Here is a 15,634-nt window from a genome sequence, read left to right as displayed (position 1 = left end):
AACAATAAGAGGGCTTGAACATGAACCTGCACAACAAAATCCTGGTGGTCACCGGCGCCGCTTCCGGCATCGGTGCCGAGCTGGCGCGCCTGGCGCAGTTCCAGGGGGCGACGGTGATCGGCATCGATCGCCATGAACCGCAACTGACCCTGGACGGTTTCTTCCAGGCCGACCTCGGTGACCCGGCGAGCATCGACGCCCTGGTGGCGCAGTTGCCGCAACGCATCGATGCCCTGTGCAATGTCGCCGGGGTGCCCGGCACGTCGCCGGTGCAGGCGGTGGCCCAGGTCAACTACCTGGGCCTGCGCCACCTCAGCCAGGGGCTGCTGCCACGCATGAGCCCGGGGGGCAGCATCGTCAACGTGGCCTCGATCCTCGGGGCGCAATGGCCCGAGCGCCTGGCGCTGCACAAGGCCCTGGCCGCCACCGAGTCCTACAGCGCCGGGCAGCAATGGCTGGCGGCCAACCCGGTGCCCCAGGGCAGTTGCTACCAGTACTTCAAGGAGGCGCTGATTGTCTGGAGCTTCCTGCAATCCCAGAGCTGGTTTCGCGAGCATTCGGTACGGGTCAACTGCGTGGCGCCGGGGCCGGTGCTGACGCCGATCCTTGGTGATTTCGTGAGCATGCTCGGCGAGGAACGGGTGGCCCGCGACAGCGTGCGCATGAAGCGCCCGGCCCTGGCCGATGAGGTGGCGGCGGTGATTGCCTTTCTCTGCTCGGACGCGGCGCGCTGGGTCAACGGGGTCAACCTGCCGGTGGATGGCGGGCTCGCGGCGACCTACGTGTAACCCCAGCCGATGCCATAAACCCCGGCCCTGCCGGGGGTCTTGAACAACAACAAAAATACAGGACTAACAAGATGCCCAAGCCATTCTTGCGGACTCTTGCGGCCGCGGTATGTGTCGCGCTGTGCAGCAGCGCCTACGCCTACGACCTGCCCGGGTTGAACCTGGGCAGTACCAGCTTCTACGACGGCTCGCCGGTGCCGGCGGGGCCCGGCTGGTACCTGGAGGAGTACCTGAGCTATTCCCGGGGCACTCGCTTCAACGACGCCAACGGCAACAAGCTGCCCCTGCCCAGGCAGCAACTGGAGGTGGTGGCCCCGACCACCCAGATCATCTACGTCGGCCAGCCCCTGGCCAATGGCGCGATGCCGGGCTTTACCCTGATCAATACCTCCCTGGCTCATGTCGACGTCGACGATGGCTTGAACAACGCCGCCTTGAGTGCCCGCGCCGGTGTTGGCGACCTGATCCTCGGCGCCTTCGTGCAACTGCCCACCCTGACCCGCGCCGACGGCAGCCCGTGGTTGACCCAGCGGATCGAGGCCGATGTCTCAGTGCCGGTGGGCGCCTACGACCGCAACCGTTCGATCAACCCCGGCAGCAACTTCTGGTCGTTCAACCCGTATTACGCCGCCACCTACTGGTTCACCCCGCGCTGGTCGGCCAGCGGTCGCTTCATGTACCTGTGGAACGGCAAGAATCACGACCCGCAAGCCGGTTTCGGCGATGTCTCCGACACCCAGGCCGGTCAGGCCCTGCACGCCAACCTGACCCTGCAATACGCCTTCAGCGAACAGTTCAGCGCCGGGCTCAACTGCTACTGGCTCAAGCAATTCACCGACACCCAAGTCGACGGCCACGCCGTCAGCGGCCGCCGGGAAAAGGTCTGGGCCATCGGCCCGGGCGTGCTCTATGCCTTCAATAAAGAGAACGTGCTGTCGGTCAACGCCTACTTCGAGCAACAGGCCGAGAACCGCACCGAGGGCAACAAGCTGGTGTTTAACCTGTTGCACAAGTTCTAGCGGGGAGGGCGGTTGGGTGGTGCCGGGCGAGGGGCTGCCCGGCCCCATGTGGGGCGGGAGCTGTCACCGCTGTCAGCTTGATAGCGGGTGGGGAAAGGGCGCAGTAGGGCAGGTTTTTGATGGGGGAATCGTTGAAATCAAAGTGCCGCTACTTTAGGGTCTGCAACCTGAACGGTCGGGCCTGATACAAGGGCCAAAAAGGGACGTTGATCGTCATTGCCGGTCGCTTGATAAACAGTCAGCTTTCACGAATAAGGACGGTTCATGTACTACCCCCGCGAAGCCGAAAAAGATCATCTCTACAATCGGGTCATCCTCCTCACGATTGCCTGCTGCGTGCTGCTGGCATTCGCCTTCATGGCCCGAGGGTCAGGTGTGATCTACGGTGCCATTCATCTAAGCCCTACCGAGGCGGTGGGCACAGTCGCCCAGATTGAGCGATTCGAGAAAAACAGCCGCTTCGCCACCATTCATTACACCTACACCGACCATGACGGCCAGGTTCACGAAAACAGCTACTTCGATGCTTATTACGATGAGCACCCTGCATACGACGTTGGTGGCCCCATTGATATCCAGTATTCGGCCTGGTTTCCGTCGGTAAGCAGCCTGTCCTCGGCACTGCATACCTACCGCATGAGCTTTTACATCATGGCCACTGCATTGCTGTTGGTGCTGCTGTTTCTGGGGATCTCGGCATGGACGATCAATCGGATTGCCTCGATGAAGGCCGAAGATCGGGTGTATTGAACGTCAGTGTCTGTAGCTGCTGCCTCGCCAAGCTCGGCAGCGGCTACGGGATTTGTGTTTTTGCGCGCTCCTGTCGCTGGCTGTTACTCAGGCACTTTCCTGCCCACTTATGGGCCGCTCGCTGGGCCATTTGGTAGCAAATCTCCCGTCTTCTGGGTATCCCGTCAGGGCCGTCGCGCCCGGCCCACGGGTCTAAACCATTGAAAATCAGTCACTTGAATGTTTTCAGGACAACCTGGCACGGCTTCTGCATTTTTGAATTTATGGATAATTGGATACAAAAATACAAAAGGTGCCCGCCATGCAATTCGCTCCCGCTTATGTTGAACGTCAGCCCCTGACCGCCGAGGAGGAGGCTTACAACTTTCTGCTCGAAGCGATCTGCTGCGGCCGTTACTGCAAGGGCGATCGGCTGATTGCCGAGGATATTGCCGGTGAAATCGGCATGAGCCGGATGCCGGTGCGTGAAGCCTTTCGCCGCCTCGATGCCCAGGGCCTGGTGACGTTGCGGCCCAATCGGGGAGCGATCGTCAGTGGCCTGGATATCGCCGAGCTGCACGAAGTGTTCGAGATGCGCAGCGCCCTGGAGGGCCTGGCCGTGCGGGTGGCGGTGGCCCATATCGGCGAGCGCCAGCTGGCGGCCCTGGAGCGGCTGCTCGACGAGATGGATGACTACCGCGACGAGAGCGCGCAATGGGTCAGCCGCCACCGCAAATTCCATGAATACCTGTGCAGCCTCAGCGGTCGGCCTCGGCTGCTGAAGCAGATCTCGGCCCTGTATTCGCTGATCGAGGCGCCCATGCGCCTGTGGCTGCAACACGTCGATAAACCCCTGAGCGCGCGCCAGGAGCACGCGGTGATCCTCGACGCGATTCGTGCCGGCGATGCCGATCAGGCCGAGGCCGTGGTGCGCGAGCACATCGAAGGCACGGTCCCCGAGCTGATCAAGTTTCTGCAAGCCGAAAAATAAGCCAAGAAGCGGGCCCCGAGCCCGACCCTGTTGTGACTTTGAGTACTGCCCCCGTTACTAACCGAACTGGAGTGTCTGGTCATGCACAAAACAAGCGCCTTGCTTGCCGCGGTATCCCTTGGACTTTGTGCACAGTGGGCGCTCGCCGCGCCCGTGGCGCCGGAGCGATTGCAAAAGGTCGACAAGTTGACCTATTGCTCGGGCATGGATTCGCCACCCCTGGTGTCGTTCGACGAGGCGCAGAAGCCCAAGGGCCTGACCGTGGACCTGGGCCTGGAGATCGCCAAGCGCCTGGGCAACAAGCAGGTGCAGTGGCGGGTGATTCCGTTCTCCGGGCTGCTGCCGGCGTTGCTGGCCCAGCAGTGCGACATGATCGTCGACCAGTTGTTCGACAAGCCCGAGCGCCGCGAGGTGATCGACATCGTCAACTACATGTATTCCAGCCAGTCGGTGGTGGTGCCCAAGGGCAATCCCAAAGGCATCCGGACCCTGGACGCGCTGTCCACGCACAAGGTGGCGGTGCTCAACGGCTCGACCATCAAGACCCTGCTCGACGCACACAACGAGACCCTGACCAAGGCCGGCAAGCCGCCCATGAAGCTGGTGGTCTACAACACCGACACCGACGCCTTCCAGGCCTTGCGCATCAGCCAGGTCGACGCCTACGGCACCACCGTGGAAACCGCCGGCTACTACGCGGCCATGGCCCCGGATCTGTTCGAGGAAGGGGTGCCGGCCTTCAGCCGGATTCTCACCGGGCTGGGTATTCGCAAGGATGACCCGCAACTGACGGCGGCGGTGCAGCACGTCATCAGTGACATGCGCAGCGATGGCAGCTACAGCCAACTGCTGGCCAAATGGCATGTGGCCAGCGACCAACTCGACTGAGGCGTGCCCCTGATGAACTTCAATTGGGATGTGTTCTGGCAGTACCTGTTGCAGCCCAGCGGGGTGTACCTCACCGGGCTCTGGCTGACCTGCCTGATCAGTGTGTTGGCGATGTTGATGGGCTGTGCGCTGGGGCTGGTGGCGGCGCTGATGCGCCTGTCGCGCAACCCTCTGCTGCATCTGCCGGTGCGTTTTTACGTGTGGTTGATGCGCGGTACGCCGCTGCTGGTGCAGATCGTCTTTCTCTACACCGCCCTGGCGGCGGGGGGGATTTTCCGCTTCGAAGACCTGGAGCTGTTCGGGCTGGTGGTGCCGGGCAATATCCAGGCGGCGATCATCGCCCTTGGCCTGAATGAAGGCGCCTACATGTCCGAGATCATCCGGGCCGGGATCGGCGCGGTGGACAAGGGCCAGTACGAGGCCGGGCGTTCCCTGGGCATGACCTTCGGCAAGCTGATGCGGCGCATCGTGCTGCCCCAGGCCTTCCGCGTGATCGTTCCGCCCCTGGGCAACGAATTCAACGTGATGCTCAAGAACACCACCCTGGTCAGCGTGATCGGCGTGCAGGAGCTGCTGCTGAGTACGCAGATGGTGACCTCGGCCACCTTCCGCGTCTTCGAGCTGTACCTGGTGGTGGCGATCTACTTCCTGATGCTCACCACCTTGTGGGGCTTCTTCCAGCGCTGGCTGGAACAACGCTTCGGCCAGTCGGACCGGCCCACGCCGCCGCCTGCCAGCAGCCGCATGTTCGGCCGCCACACCCTGAAACTGCTGCGGGGACGCTAAGCATGGCGCACAAGAGCGAAGAGCTGATCATCGATGCCCAGGACATTCACAAGTCCTTTGGCGAGCTGCAGATTCTCAAGGGCATTTCCCTGCAGGTGCGGCGCGGCGAAGTGGTGGTGCTGATCGGTGCCTCGGGCTCGGGCAAGACCACCTTTATCCGCTGCATCAACCTGCTGGAAGACATCCAGGGCGGGCGTATCCGGGTCAACGGCCGGGCCATGGGCTACCGCGAGCGCGCCGACGGCAGCCTGGTGCGTGACTCGGAACGCAACATTGCCCGCCAGCGCCGGGACATCGGCATGGTGTTCCAGCGCTTCAACCTGTTCCCCCATATGACCGCCCTGGAAAACATCATCGAAGCGCCGATCCAGGTGCTCGGCGTGTCGCGTGCCCAGGCCCTGGAGCAGGCACGCGGCCTGCTGGCGCGGGTCGGCCTGGCGGACAAGGCCGGGCACTACCCGTCGATGCTTTCCGGTGGCCAGCAGCAGCGGGTGGCGATTGCCCGGGCGCTGGCGATGAAACCCCAGGCCATGCTGTTCGACGAACCCACCAGCGCCCTGGACCCGGAAACCGTGGGCGAGGTGCTGCAAGTGATGAAGGAGCTGGCCGAGGAGGGCATGACCATGGTCGTGGTCACCCATGAAATGGGTTTTGCCCGGGAAGTGGCGGACCGCGTGGTGGTGCTCGACCAGGGCGAGTTGATTGAACAGGGGCCGCCGGAGCAGATCTTCAGCCGCCCCAGCCATCCCCGTACCCAAGCCTTTCTCAGCCGTGTGCTGTGATCTTTTCCAGGGAGTTGACCATGCGTTTATCCAGTCTTGCCGCGGCCTTGTGCATGGCCGCCGTGTTGCCCCAAGTGCAGGCCGCCGAGCAGGTGGTGAAGGTGTACAACTGGTCCGACTACATCGCGCCGGACACCTTGAAAAACTTCGAGCAGGCCAGCGCGATCAAGGTCCAGTACGACATTTTCGACACCAATGAAATGCTTGAGGCCAAGTTGCTGTCCGGGCACTCGGGGTACGACCTGGTGGTGCCTTCCAGCCAGTTCCTGTCGAAGCAGATCCGCGCCGGAGCCTACCAGCCGTTGCAGCGCAATCTGCTGGGCAACTGGCCGCACCTGGACCCGCGTCTGATGCAGCGCCTGGAGGCCGCCGACCCGGGTAATCAATACGCCGTGCCCTATATGTGGGGCACCGTGGGCATCGGCTACAACGAGGAGAAAGTCCGCGCCGCCCTGGGCAAGGACGTGGTGCTCGACTCCTGGTCGATGGTGTTCGACCCGGCCAACCTGGCCAAACTCAAGAACTGCGGAGTGGCGTTTCTCGATGCGCCGGTGAAGATCATTCCCCAGGCCTTGCTCTACCTCGGCCTGGACCCCAACAGCAGCCGCCCCGAGGACTATAAAAAAGCCTCGGCGCTGCTGATCAAACTCAAGCCGTCGGTGACCTACTTCAACTCGTCGAAATACACCGCCGACCTGGCCAACGGAGATATCTGCGTGGCCATCGGTTATTCCGGCGACGTGATGCAGGCCCAGACTCGGGCCAGGGAGGCCGGTAAGCACACCGACATTCGCTACCTGATTCCCAAGGAGGGGGTGAACCTGTGGTTCGACATGCTGGCCATTCCCAAGGACGCCGGCAACGTCGCCAATGCGCACAAGCTGATCGACTACCTGCTGCGCCCCGAGGTGATCGCCCCGATCAGCGATTACGTGGGCTACGCCAACCCGAATAAAGACGCCACCGCGCTGATGGACCCCAAGGTCAGTGGCAACCCCGGGGTGTACCCCGGCGATGAGGTGATCAGCCACACCTTTGTTTCCGCCGATCTGCCGGACCCGATCCAGCGCCTGATCACCCGCGAGTGGAACCGGATCAAGTCCGGCCAATGAATTGACGAGTGTTTGCCATGTTGAAATTTTCTGCCCACGAGTACCCCTATCCCTCCCAGCGCCAGAGCGTGTTCGCTCGCCGGGGCATGGTTGCCGCCTCGCAACCCCTGGCGGCCGAGGCCGGGATCGAGATCATGCGCCAGGGCGGCAATGCCATCGACGCCGCGATTGCAACGGCCGCGGCCCTGACCGTGGTCGAACCCACCGGTTGCGGCCTGGGGGGCGATGCCTTTGCCCTGGTCTGGACCCAGGGCCAGTTGCATGGCTTGAACGCCAACGGCCACGCCCCGGCGGCCCTGAGCATCGAGGCGGTGCAAGCCGCCGGCCATCAGCAGATGCCGCTCTACGGTTGGGAACCGGTCACCGTCCCCGGTTGCCCCTCGGCCTGGGCCGAGCTGTCGCGGCGCTTTGGCAAATTGCCGTTTGCCGACCTGCTGCAACCGGCCATCAGCCTGGCGCGGGACGGCTTCCCGCTGTCGCCGGTGGTCGCCCATCAATGGCAGATCGCCCTGGATGAATTCAGCCCCCACCGCAACGCGTTGCTGGAACCCTGGTTCGACACCTTCCTGATCGACGGCCGCGCGCCCAGGGCCGGCGAACTGTTCCGCAACCCGGCCCAGGCCCGGACCCTGGAGGAACTGGCGGCCAGCGCCTGCGAAAGCCTGTATCGCGGGCCGCTGGCCCAGCGCCTGGATGCCCATTCCCGCGCCACCGGCGGCTACCTGCGGGCCACTGACCTGGCGGACTACCGGGCGCAGTGGGTCGAGCCGATCCACATCAATTACCGTGGGGTCGACGTCTGGGAAATCCCCCCCAGCGGCCAGGGCCTGGTGGCGCTGATGGCGCTGAAGATCCTTGAAGGCTTCGACTTCGATCACCGCGACAGCCAACAGACCTGGCATCGCCAACTGGAGGCGATGAAGCTCGCCTACAGTGACGGCCTGCACTACATCACCGATCCGCAGCATATGCGCGTGGCCGTGGCCGACCTGCTGAGCGATGCCTACAGCGCCCGGCGCCGCGAGCAGATCGGTGAACAGGCGCAGCCTCCCAAGCCTGGCGACCCCCATGCCAGCGGCACGGTGTACCTGGCCACGGCTGACGCCGAGGGCAATATGGTGTCGTTTATCCAGAGCAACTATCACGGCTTCGGCTCCGGCGTGGTGCTGCCCGACAGTGGCATCGCTTTGCAGAATCGCGGCCAGGAATTCAGCCTCGACCCGAGCCACGCCAATTGCCTGGCCCCGGGCAAAAAGACCTTCCACACCATCATTCCCGGTTTTCTCAGCCAGGGCGGCGAGGCCCTCGGGCCGTTTGGGGTCATGGGCGGCTACATGCAGCCCCAGGGCCATGTGCAAATGGTCATGAACCTGGTGGATTTCGGCCTCAACCCGCAAGCCGCGCTGGATGCCCCGCGCTGGCAATGGCTGGGGGAGATGAAAGTCGGCATCGAGCAGGGCGCCTCCCGCGACCTGGCCAACGCCCTGGCCCGCCGCGGGCACCAGGTGGAAATCGCCAGCGACCTGACCGACTACGGCCGCGGCCAGATCATCCTGCGCGACCCGGACAGCGGCGTGCTCTGTGGCGGCACCGAACCGCGTGCGGATTCCCATATTGCGGTGTGGTAATGGGCCCTGGGAGTCGTTTTTCCAGGTGGACCTCCGGCGTGTGAAAGGGACCGCGTCCGAACGCGGCCCAAACCTTTGGCAGCGGCTACAGAATTCGTCATGACTCGGTGGCATCTACCGCGCGGCTATCGCCTGGGCCAGTTGGTCGTCGCTCATGTGCGGCGCGGGGTAGTGGTTGTGGTAGTCGCGCACGGCGCGTTCAAATTGTGCGCCGCGAATCGCGCCGTTCGAGGCGACGAAGCTGGTGGCGTCATCTTTGGCGAAGCTGAGGAATGTTCGCGGCTCGGTGGTGAAGGCGCTGGCGAGCAAGGTGCCGCCGATGCTGTACAGGGTGGAGCTGTCGGAGGGGGAACCTCGGCCTTCCATGGCCCAGGCCGGCAGGGCAGCGAGGATCAGGGTGGCGGCGAGGGTGAGGCGTTGGCGAAAATCCATGTCGGTTCGGCATCCTGGTGGCAAGAGGCGCGTTGAAACTCGCCGCTTGCCAGCCTAAACCTGCGCAAGGGCAGGCGCCATGCCAAGCGCAACAAAAAACCGGCCAGGCGCCTGCCGGTCAGAATCAGCGCCCGCCAAAGCGCGCCAGCGCCGCTTCGATAAAGTGCCGCACCTTGGCGGTCTTCTGCCGATGGGCCGTGTACAGCAGATGCATCTGCCGGCTCGGTGCGCTGAAGTCGCTCAGCAGGCGCACCAGATCGCCCCGTTGCAGCGCCGGCGCCAAAAAATCCTCCGGCCCCAGCACCACGCCAAAGCCGTCCAGCGCGGCGCTCATCAGTGCCCTGCTCTCGTTGACGTGCAAGCGGCTGCTGACCTGGACCCGGTGCACGTTGGTGCCTTGGTTGAAGGTCCATTCGCTGTCGGCCGGGCGCGACCAGTAGGCGTACCCCAGGCATTCATACTGCTCAAGGTCGCTCGGCACCTGGGGCGTGCCGCGCTCGGCCAGGTAGCGCGGCGCGGCGCAGGCCACCAGTCGATAAGGCGCCAACGGCCGCGCCGTGAGGCTGGAGTTGGCCAGTGGGCCGATGCGAAACGCCACCTCGAAGCCTTCCTCCACCAGATCGACGAAGCGATCGGTCAGGTGCAGATCGATCTCCACCTCCGGGTGCAGGCGCAAGAAGTCGGTGACCAGGGGCATCAGGCTGTAGGAGCCAAAGGTCACCGGTGCGCTGATTTTCAGCTTGCCGCGAGGGGTGTCGTTCATGATCTGCGCCAGGGAATCGGCGGCCTGGGCTTCGCTGACAATGTGTTTGCAGCGCTCGTAATAGGCACTGCCCAGCTCAGTCAGGCTCTGGCGTCGAGTGGTGCGGTTGAGCAGCCGCGCGCCCAGCCGCTGCTCGAGCGCGGCCACATGCTTGGCCACCATTTGCGCCGACATGCCCAGGCGCTCGGCTGCGCGGGCATAGGACCCGGTGTCGGCCGCCATCACAAAGGCGCCCATGCTGGTCAGGCGATCCATTCAATACTCCTGGTAATGAGTCTAAGTAAGGGGTGACGATTTATCTGCTTATGGTAGCCAATCATCATAGGGCCTTCTTACCCCAACAGCGGAGAACGACATGCGTATTGGCATTATCGGAGCAGGTTTTATCGGGCGCGCCGTGGCGCAACTGGCGCTCAAGGCCGGGCATTCAGTGATGCTCAGCAATTCCCGGGGGCCGCACACCATGAGCAGTGTGCTCAGCGGGATCAGCGGCTGCGAGGTGGGCACGGCCGAGGAGGCGGCGCGGTTTGGCGAGGTGGTGCTGGTGGCGATTCCCTTCGAGCATTACGCCAGCATTGACCCCGAGTGGCTGGCGGGGAAAACCCTGTGGGACGCCAACAACTACTACCCGGATCGCGACGGCCATATCGCCGCCCTGGATCGCTTTGAAACCACTACCAGCCGCCTGCTCGCCGAGCACTTTGCACAATCGAGGGTGGTCAAGGTGTTCAACGCCATTCTCGCCCAGGACCTTTTGCAGGACGGCCGACCCCAGGCCGCGCCCGACCGCCGCGCGCTGCCGATCGCGACGGACGACGCCCAGGCCAGGGCCCAGGTGATCGAGTTTCTGGACCAGGTCGGTTTCGACGCCGTCGATGGCGGTGGCCTGGATCAGAGTTGGCGCTTCGAGCGGGCCAAGCCGGCGTACTGCGTGCCGCTGGACCAGCCAGGGCTGAGCGCTGCCCTGGCGGCGGCCGAGCGTGAGGTCGAGTTGCCGCTGGGGTCTTGGCGGCGCTGAGGGAGCCTGGGCAATCGACAGCGATAGCGAACAGGGAGGAGGGCGGTCCGGTAAAGGCGACGAAAGAAGGTGTGCCCGCGAGCGATATTAAATAGAATGAGTCTCATTTGATTTAACGTGCCACGCCGGGTGCCCTTGCCATGAATGATGCCGTACTGCCAACGGAGCACACCCTCGACAACCTGTACCGTGACCACCGCAGCTGGCTCGAAAGCTGGCTGCGGCGGCGCCTGGGCAACGCCTGGGATGCCGCCGACCTGAGCCAGGACACGTTCTTGCGCGTGCTTGGCAGCGCCCAGCCCCTGACCCAGTTGCAGGAGCCACGGGCCTATCTGCTGACCGTGGGCAAACGCCTGCTGATCAACTTCCACCAGCGGCGCAGCCTCGAGCAGGCCTACCTCAACGCCCTGGCAACCCTGCCCGATACCTGCGTGCCTTCGCCTGAACAGCGCTGGATTCTCCTGGAAACCCTGCAAGCCCTGGATGAACTGCTCGACGGTCTGCCGAGCGGGGTGCGCCGCGCGTTTCTCTGGAGCCAGCTGGAAGGCCTGGGTTACCGCGAGATTGCCGAGCGCCTGCGGGTGAGCGAACGCACGGTCAAGCGCTACATGGCCCACGCCTACGAACACTGCCTGCTGGTGGACCTGTGAACCCGGCACCCGCCAGCGACCCGCGCCAGGTCGCCCGTGCCGCCGCCCAGTGGCTGGCGTTGCTGGAGTCGGGCACCGCCAGCGAGGGCGACCAGCAGGGCCTGCAACAATGGCGCGAGCGCTGCGCCAGTCACGAACAGGCCTGGCAGAAAGCCCAGATGCTGCGCCAACGCTTCGCCGAATTGCCCTCGGCCCTGGCCCTGGCCAGCCTCGACCGCCCGCAAGCGGGACGCCGTGCGCTGCTCAAGCGCGGCCTGGGTGTGGCGGTGCTGGTGCCAACAGCCTGGTTGCTGAGCCGGCAATTGCCCCTGGAGGTCTGGCGCGCCGATCTGCACACCGCCACCGGCGAGCGCAGACAGGTGCCCCTGGCCGACGGCAGTTCCCTGCAACTCAATACCGCCACGGCGGTGGATGTGGACCTGGCCGCGCGCCGCCTGACCCTGGTCCAGGGCGAGATGGCGCTCAAGGTGCCGGGCAGCGCGGCCCTGACCCTGCACACCCACTTCGGCCGGGTGCGGGTCAGCCAGAGCGAAGTCTGCGTGCGCCAGGACAGCCTCGGCTGTCGGGTTTCGGTAGTCAGTGGCACGGTGCAGGTGCAGCCCCTGCAGGGTCCGGCCCTGACCTTGCGCGCCGGGCAGCAGGTCCGTCTGCAGGCGTCCGGGGCCGGGCTGCCGCAGGCCTTCGACAGCGCGATGCCGGGCTGGCGCGAAGGGGTGTTGATGGCCCAGGACCAGCCCCTGGGCGATTTCCTGCGGGAGTTGAGTCGCTACCGCAGCGGCGTGTTGCGCTGGGAACCGGAGTTGGAAGCGCTGCGGGTCACCGGCAGTTTTCGGGTCGAGGACACCGACCGGGTATTGGCCCTGCTGGCCGCCAGCCTGCCGCTGGAGGTGCAGTCGCGGACCCGTTTCTGGGTCACGCTGCTGCCGCGTAAAAAAGTTGCTTGAGGGCTGTCCCCTTTTTTCGAGGTGCCTGTCATTGCAGGTAAGTGAACGAAAAAGAGAGCCTCTTCAATGCCCCTCGTAATGCCTAGTTCTGTGCGTCCCTTGCTGCGCCTGAGTCTGTTGCTGAGCCTGAGTGCCAGCCCGTTGCTGGTCCCCGTGAGCTGGGCCGAGGATGCCGGGCGCCGCAGCTACCAGGTGCCGGCCAGCAGCCTGGGCGCGGCCCTGACCCGCTTTGCCGGGCTGGCCGGGGTCGACCTGTCGGTGGATCCGGGCCTGGTCAGTGGGCGCAACAGCGCCGGGCTTTCCGGTGAATTCGCGGTGGAGGAGGGCTTTGCCCGGTTGCTGCAGGGGTCGGGTTTGCAACTGCAAGCCGTGGGCGAGCAGGCCTACACCCTGGCACCGGCTCCCGAGGCGGGTAGCCTGGAGCTGCCCAGTACCTCGATTCTCGGCGCCAGCATCCCCAGCAGCGGCGAGCCCTATGCCGGTGGCCAGGTGGATCGCAAGGGCGGCCAGGGCCTGCTCGGCGACCGCGACTTTATGGACACCCCGTTCAACCTCACGTCCTACACCGCCGAGGCCCTGAAAAACCAGCAGGCGCGGACCCTGGGCGACGCCGTGGCCAGCGACCCGTCGGTGCGCACCACCAACCCGGCCAGTGGGCGTTTCGAGCAGTTTTCGGTGCGCGGCTTTAGCCTGTTCAACAGTGATGTGTCCTACGGCGGCCTGTACGGGATCCTGCCCACCTACGCCATCGACATGGAAATGGTCGGCCGCCTGGATGTGCTCAAGGGGCCGGGCATGCTGCTCAGCGGTATTCCGCCCCGGGGCAGCGTGGGCGGCGGCATCAACATCGAGCCCAAACGCGCCCAGGACACCCCCCTGACCGAATTCACCGCCAACTACGCCTCTGCCGGGCAGACCGGCGGCGCCGTGGACATCGGTCGCCGCTTTGGCGAGGGCGACCGCTTTGGCCTGCGCTTCAATGGCGTGCGCCAGTCCGGCGACACCGAGTGGGACCACCAGCAGATCAAGCGCGAGACCGGGGTCATCGGCCTCGACCTGCGTGATGAGCGGCTGCGTCTGTCACTGGACCTGGGGCACCAGGAACGCCACGCCGATGCGCCGATCGAGCGGGTTGAAGTGGCAGCCGCGGCGAAAATGCCCAAGGCCGAAGACATCAAGCGCAACATCGCCCAGTCCTGGACCTACGCCCATTCCAAGGACAGCTTCGGCGCAGTGCGCGGCGAGTATGACCTCAGCGACTCGCTGATGGTGTACGCCGCCTTTGGCGCACGCAAAGGCAACTACGACTTCCTGCGGCACGCGGTGCAGGTGACCAACAGCAATGGTGATTTCACCGTCACCCCGCGCACCTTTCGCCGTGATGAAGACGTCAAGACCGCCACCATCGGCCTGCGCAGCGGGTTCAACACCGGAGCGGTCGGGCACACGGTGAACCTGAGCCTGAACCGCTTCAATATGGATTTCGACAACGCCGGCGAGCGTTACCTGCGCGGTGTCAGCAACCTCTACCGCCCAGTGGAACTGCCGCTGCCGGGGCGCCCGAACCGCATCGACACCAGCACCCACACCGAAAACCGTTTCACCAGCCTGGCCCTGGCCGACACCCTGAGTTTTGCCGAGGACCAGGTGCTGCTGACCCTGGGCGCGCGTTTGCAGCGGGTTCAGGTCACCTCCTGGAGCAACGGCGTGCGCGACGAGCCGGTGAATGACGAAAAAGCCCTGTCCCCGGCCCTGGGTCTGGTGGTCAAGGTCACCGATCACCTGTCGCTGTACAGCAACTACATGGAGGGCCTGAGCCAGGGCGAAACCGCTCCGACCACCGCCACCAATGCCAACGAAGTGTTCGCGCCGTATCGCAGCAAACAGGTGGAAGTCGGCGCCAAGTACGACCTGGGCAGCTTCGGCATGAGTGCCAGCCTGTTTCGCATCCAGCAGCCGTCTTATGTCTACGACGAGAACAACAACTTCAAGCCCGATGGCCAGTTGCGCAACCAGGGCCTGGAGCTGAATGTATTCGGCGAACCCCATGAGGGTGTGCGCCTGTTGGGCGGGCTGATGCTGCTCGACAGCGTGCAGACCGAAACTGGCAAGGGCCTGTATGACGGCAATCGCGGCACCGGTTCGCCGGTTGTCAACGCCAACCTCGGCGCCGAATGGGATATCGACAGCCTGCACGGCTTGACCCTGACTGCCCGCGCGATCCACACCAGCTCGCAGTATCTGGACCCGGCCAACCAGCAGAAAATCGATGGCTGGGAGCGCTATGACCTGGGTGCGCGCTATGCCTTCGAACTGGGTGAAAGCCCGATTACCCTGCGCGCCACTGTTGAGAACGTGCTGGATAAAACCTACTGGGCCTCGGCTGCCACTTCGTCCGACAGTGCGGCGGGGCTGACGTTGTCGACGCCGCGCACCTGGTTGGTGTCGGCCACGGTGGGGTTCTAGGGCGGGCAGATTGAGTAGGGCGTTCAGCCTCGGGGGCTGTGTGCCTGGTTCGTTGGCTGGTCAGGTTTTTGTGGGGGTTATCCGGTCTTTGTTGAGGGCGATGAAATCCACGTGCTGCTGGGGGGAGAAATCCTTCAGGACGTCCTGTAGGTGCAGGTGCTCCAGGCCGTGGGTGGTCATTTGTTCCGATGCGTGGATCAGGAACTGGCCCAGTTCTCTCAGGGTTTGTGGGGTGGCGAGTAGGGAGATTTCGTCCAGCTGGAGGCTGGTGGTGGTTCCGATTGCGGTTCCATGGACGGTGAATTCGTTGAGCATTGTTATCCTTCATTGGTCCGCGGGGGGTGGCAGTTATACCTGAGGAAACACCACCTGTGGCGAGGGAGCTTGCTCCCGCTGGACCGTGTAGCGGCCCCAAGACCTGACGCCTCGGGTTTATGGGTGTGCATATCCATTGCTGCGGGTGTGGCGGGTATGGGTTCCGCTCTTACAGCGGGTCACTTTGGAACAGCCCCAAAGTAACCAAAGGGCTCTTGCCCCACCACTGGGTGCCTCGCCTAGGCTCGGCATGCCCTCGCTCCGGCAGTGAGCCGTGGGCCGCCGCGATGGGCCATCCCTGGCCCAGCGCGGCTAACCCGGCG

At 64.4% G+C, this 15,634-nt stretch carries 16 protein-coding genes; 13 read left to right on the top strand and 3 right to left on the bottom strand.

What is annotated here, in order from left to right; translation table 11 throughout:
- Window positions 1-20: 20 nt before the first annotated feature.
- The 9 genes from ACOZJV_RS33225 to ACOZJV_RS33185 all read left to right on the top strand — a co-directional run bounded on the left by ACOZJV_RS33225 (window position 21) and on the right by ACOZJV_RS33185 (window position 8,723).
- Complete coding sequence (locus ACOZJV_RS33225; protein WP_078468572.1) at window positions 21-788, top strand: coniferyl-alcohol dehydrogenase; 768 nt, start codon at window positions 21-23, stop codon at window positions 786-788.
- A 71-nt stretch (window positions 789-859) separates the two neighbouring features.
- On the top strand, window positions 860-1,807 hold the full coding sequence (locus tag ACOZJV_RS33220; RefSeq protein WP_421549454.1) for a SphA family protein: 948 nt from the start codon (window positions 860-862) through the stop codon (window positions 1,805-1,807).
- 264 nt (window positions 1,808-2,071) lie between these two features.
- Window positions 2,072-2,557 (top strand): DUF3592 domain-containing protein, encoded by a 486-nt coding sequence (locus ACOZJV_RS33215; RefSeq protein WP_178102895.1) that lies wholly within the window; start codon window positions 2,072-2,074, stop codon window positions 2,555-2,557.
- A 301-nt stretch (window positions 2,558-2,858) separates the two neighbouring features.
- On the top strand, window positions 2,859-3,527 hold the full coding sequence (locus ACOZJV_RS33210; RefSeq protein ID WP_201131584.1) for a GntR family transcriptional regulator: 669 nt from the start codon (window positions 2,859-2,861) through the stop codon (window positions 3,525-3,527).
- 81 nt (window positions 3,528-3,608) lie between these two features.
- Window positions 3,609-4,415: an ABC transporter substrate-binding protein gene (locus tag ACOZJV_RS33205; protein ID WP_421549453.1), complete on the top strand. Its 807-nt coding sequence runs from the start codon at window positions 3,609-3,611 to the stop codon at window positions 4,413-4,415.
- A gap of 12 nt (window positions 4,416-4,427) precedes the next feature.
- Window positions 4,428-5,201 (top strand): amino acid ABC transporter permease, encoded by a 774-nt coding sequence (locus ACOZJV_RS33200; protein WP_078468576.1) that lies wholly within the window; start codon window positions 4,428-4,430, stop codon window positions 5,199-5,201.
- 2 nt (window positions 5,202-5,203) lie between these two features.
- Window positions 5,204-5,983, top strand: coding sequence for an amino acid ABC transporter ATP-binding protein (locus tag ACOZJV_RS33195; protein ID WP_201131583.1), 780 nt, complete (start codon window positions 5,204-5,206; stop codon window positions 5,981-5,983).
- A 20-nt stretch (window positions 5,984-6,003) separates the two neighbouring features.
- Window positions 6,004-7,095 carry a polyamine ABC transporter substrate-binding protein gene (locus ACOZJV_RS33190; protein WP_078468578.1) on the top strand — a complete coding sequence of 364 codons (1,092 nt, stop codon included), beginning with the start codon at window positions 6,004-6,006 and terminating at the stop codon, window positions 7,093-7,095.
- Window positions 7,096-7,112: 17 nt separating this feature from the next.
- Window positions 7,113-8,723, top strand: coding sequence for a gamma-glutamyltransferase family protein (locus ACOZJV_RS33185; RefSeq protein WP_421549452.1), 1,611 nt, complete (start codon window positions 7,113-7,115; stop codon window positions 8,721-8,723).
- Between the two features lie 114 nt (window positions 8,724-8,837).
- Here the strand turns inward: ACOZJV_RS33185 and ACOZJV_RS33180 are convergent, their stop codons facing one another.
- Window positions 8,838-9,155, bottom strand: coding sequence for a DUF2388 domain-containing protein (locus ACOZJV_RS33180; RefSeq protein ID WP_201131580.1), 318 nt, complete (start codon window positions 9,153-9,155; stop codon window positions 8,838-8,840).
- A 124-nt stretch (window positions 9,156-9,279) separates the two neighbouring features.
- Window positions 9,280-10,173: a LysR family transcriptional regulator gene (locus tag ACOZJV_RS33175; RefSeq protein ID WP_421549451.1), complete on the bottom strand. Its 894-nt coding sequence runs from the start codon at window positions 10,171-10,173 to the stop codon at window positions 9,280-9,282.
- A 100-nt stretch (window positions 10,174-10,273) separates the two neighbouring features.
- Between ACOZJV_RS33175 and ACOZJV_RS33170 the strand changes: the two genes are divergently transcribed.
- The 4 genes from ACOZJV_RS33170 to ACOZJV_RS33155 all read left to right on the top strand — a co-directional run bounded on the left by ACOZJV_RS33170 (window position 10,274) and on the right by ACOZJV_RS33155 (window position 14,996).
- Window positions 10,274-10,936 (top strand): NADPH-dependent F420 reductase, encoded by a 663-nt coding sequence (locus ACOZJV_RS33170; protein ID WP_421549450.1) that lies wholly within the window; start codon window positions 10,274-10,276, stop codon window positions 10,934-10,936.
- A gap of 140 nt (window positions 10,937-11,076) precedes the next feature.
- On the top strand, window positions 11,077-11,586 hold the full coding sequence (locus ACOZJV_RS33165; protein ID WP_421549449.1) for a sigma-70 family RNA polymerase sigma factor: 510 nt from the start codon (window positions 11,077-11,079) through the stop codon (window positions 11,584-11,586).
- Entirely contained in the window at window positions 11,583-12,530 is a 948-nt protein-coding gene (locus ACOZJV_RS33160; protein WP_078468592.1) for a FecR domain-containing protein, read from the top strand. Before ACOZJV_RS33165 ends, ACOZJV_RS33160 begins: the two co-directional genes overlap by 4 nt.
- A 66-nt stretch (window positions 12,531-12,596) precedes the next feature.
- Window positions 12,597-14,996 carry a TonB-dependent siderophore receptor gene (locus ACOZJV_RS33155; RefSeq protein WP_421549448.1) on the top strand — a complete coding sequence of 800 codons (2,400 nt, stop codon included), beginning with the start codon at window positions 12,597-12,599 and terminating at the stop codon, window positions 14,994-14,996.
- Between the two features lie 60 nt (window positions 14,997-15,056).
- Here ACOZJV_RS33155 and ACOZJV_RS33150 read toward each other — a convergent pair whose 3' ends face one another.
- On the bottom strand, window positions 15,057-15,311 hold the full coding sequence (locus ACOZJV_RS33150; RefSeq protein WP_421549447.1) for an Imm32 family immunity protein: 255 nt from the start codon (window positions 15,309-15,311) through the stop codon (window positions 15,057-15,059).
- Window positions 15,312-15,634: the final 323 nt, after the last annotated feature.

Origin of the sequence: Pseudomonas sp. QD4, from assembly GCF_049199125.1 — a bacterium.
Classification (GTDB): Bacteria; Pseudomonadota; Gammaproteobacteria; order Pseudomonadales; family Pseudomonadaceae; genus Aquipseudomonas.
The sequence above is the reverse complement of the archived record's forward strand: the minus strand, read 5'-3'. Positions and strand labels throughout refer to the sequence as shown.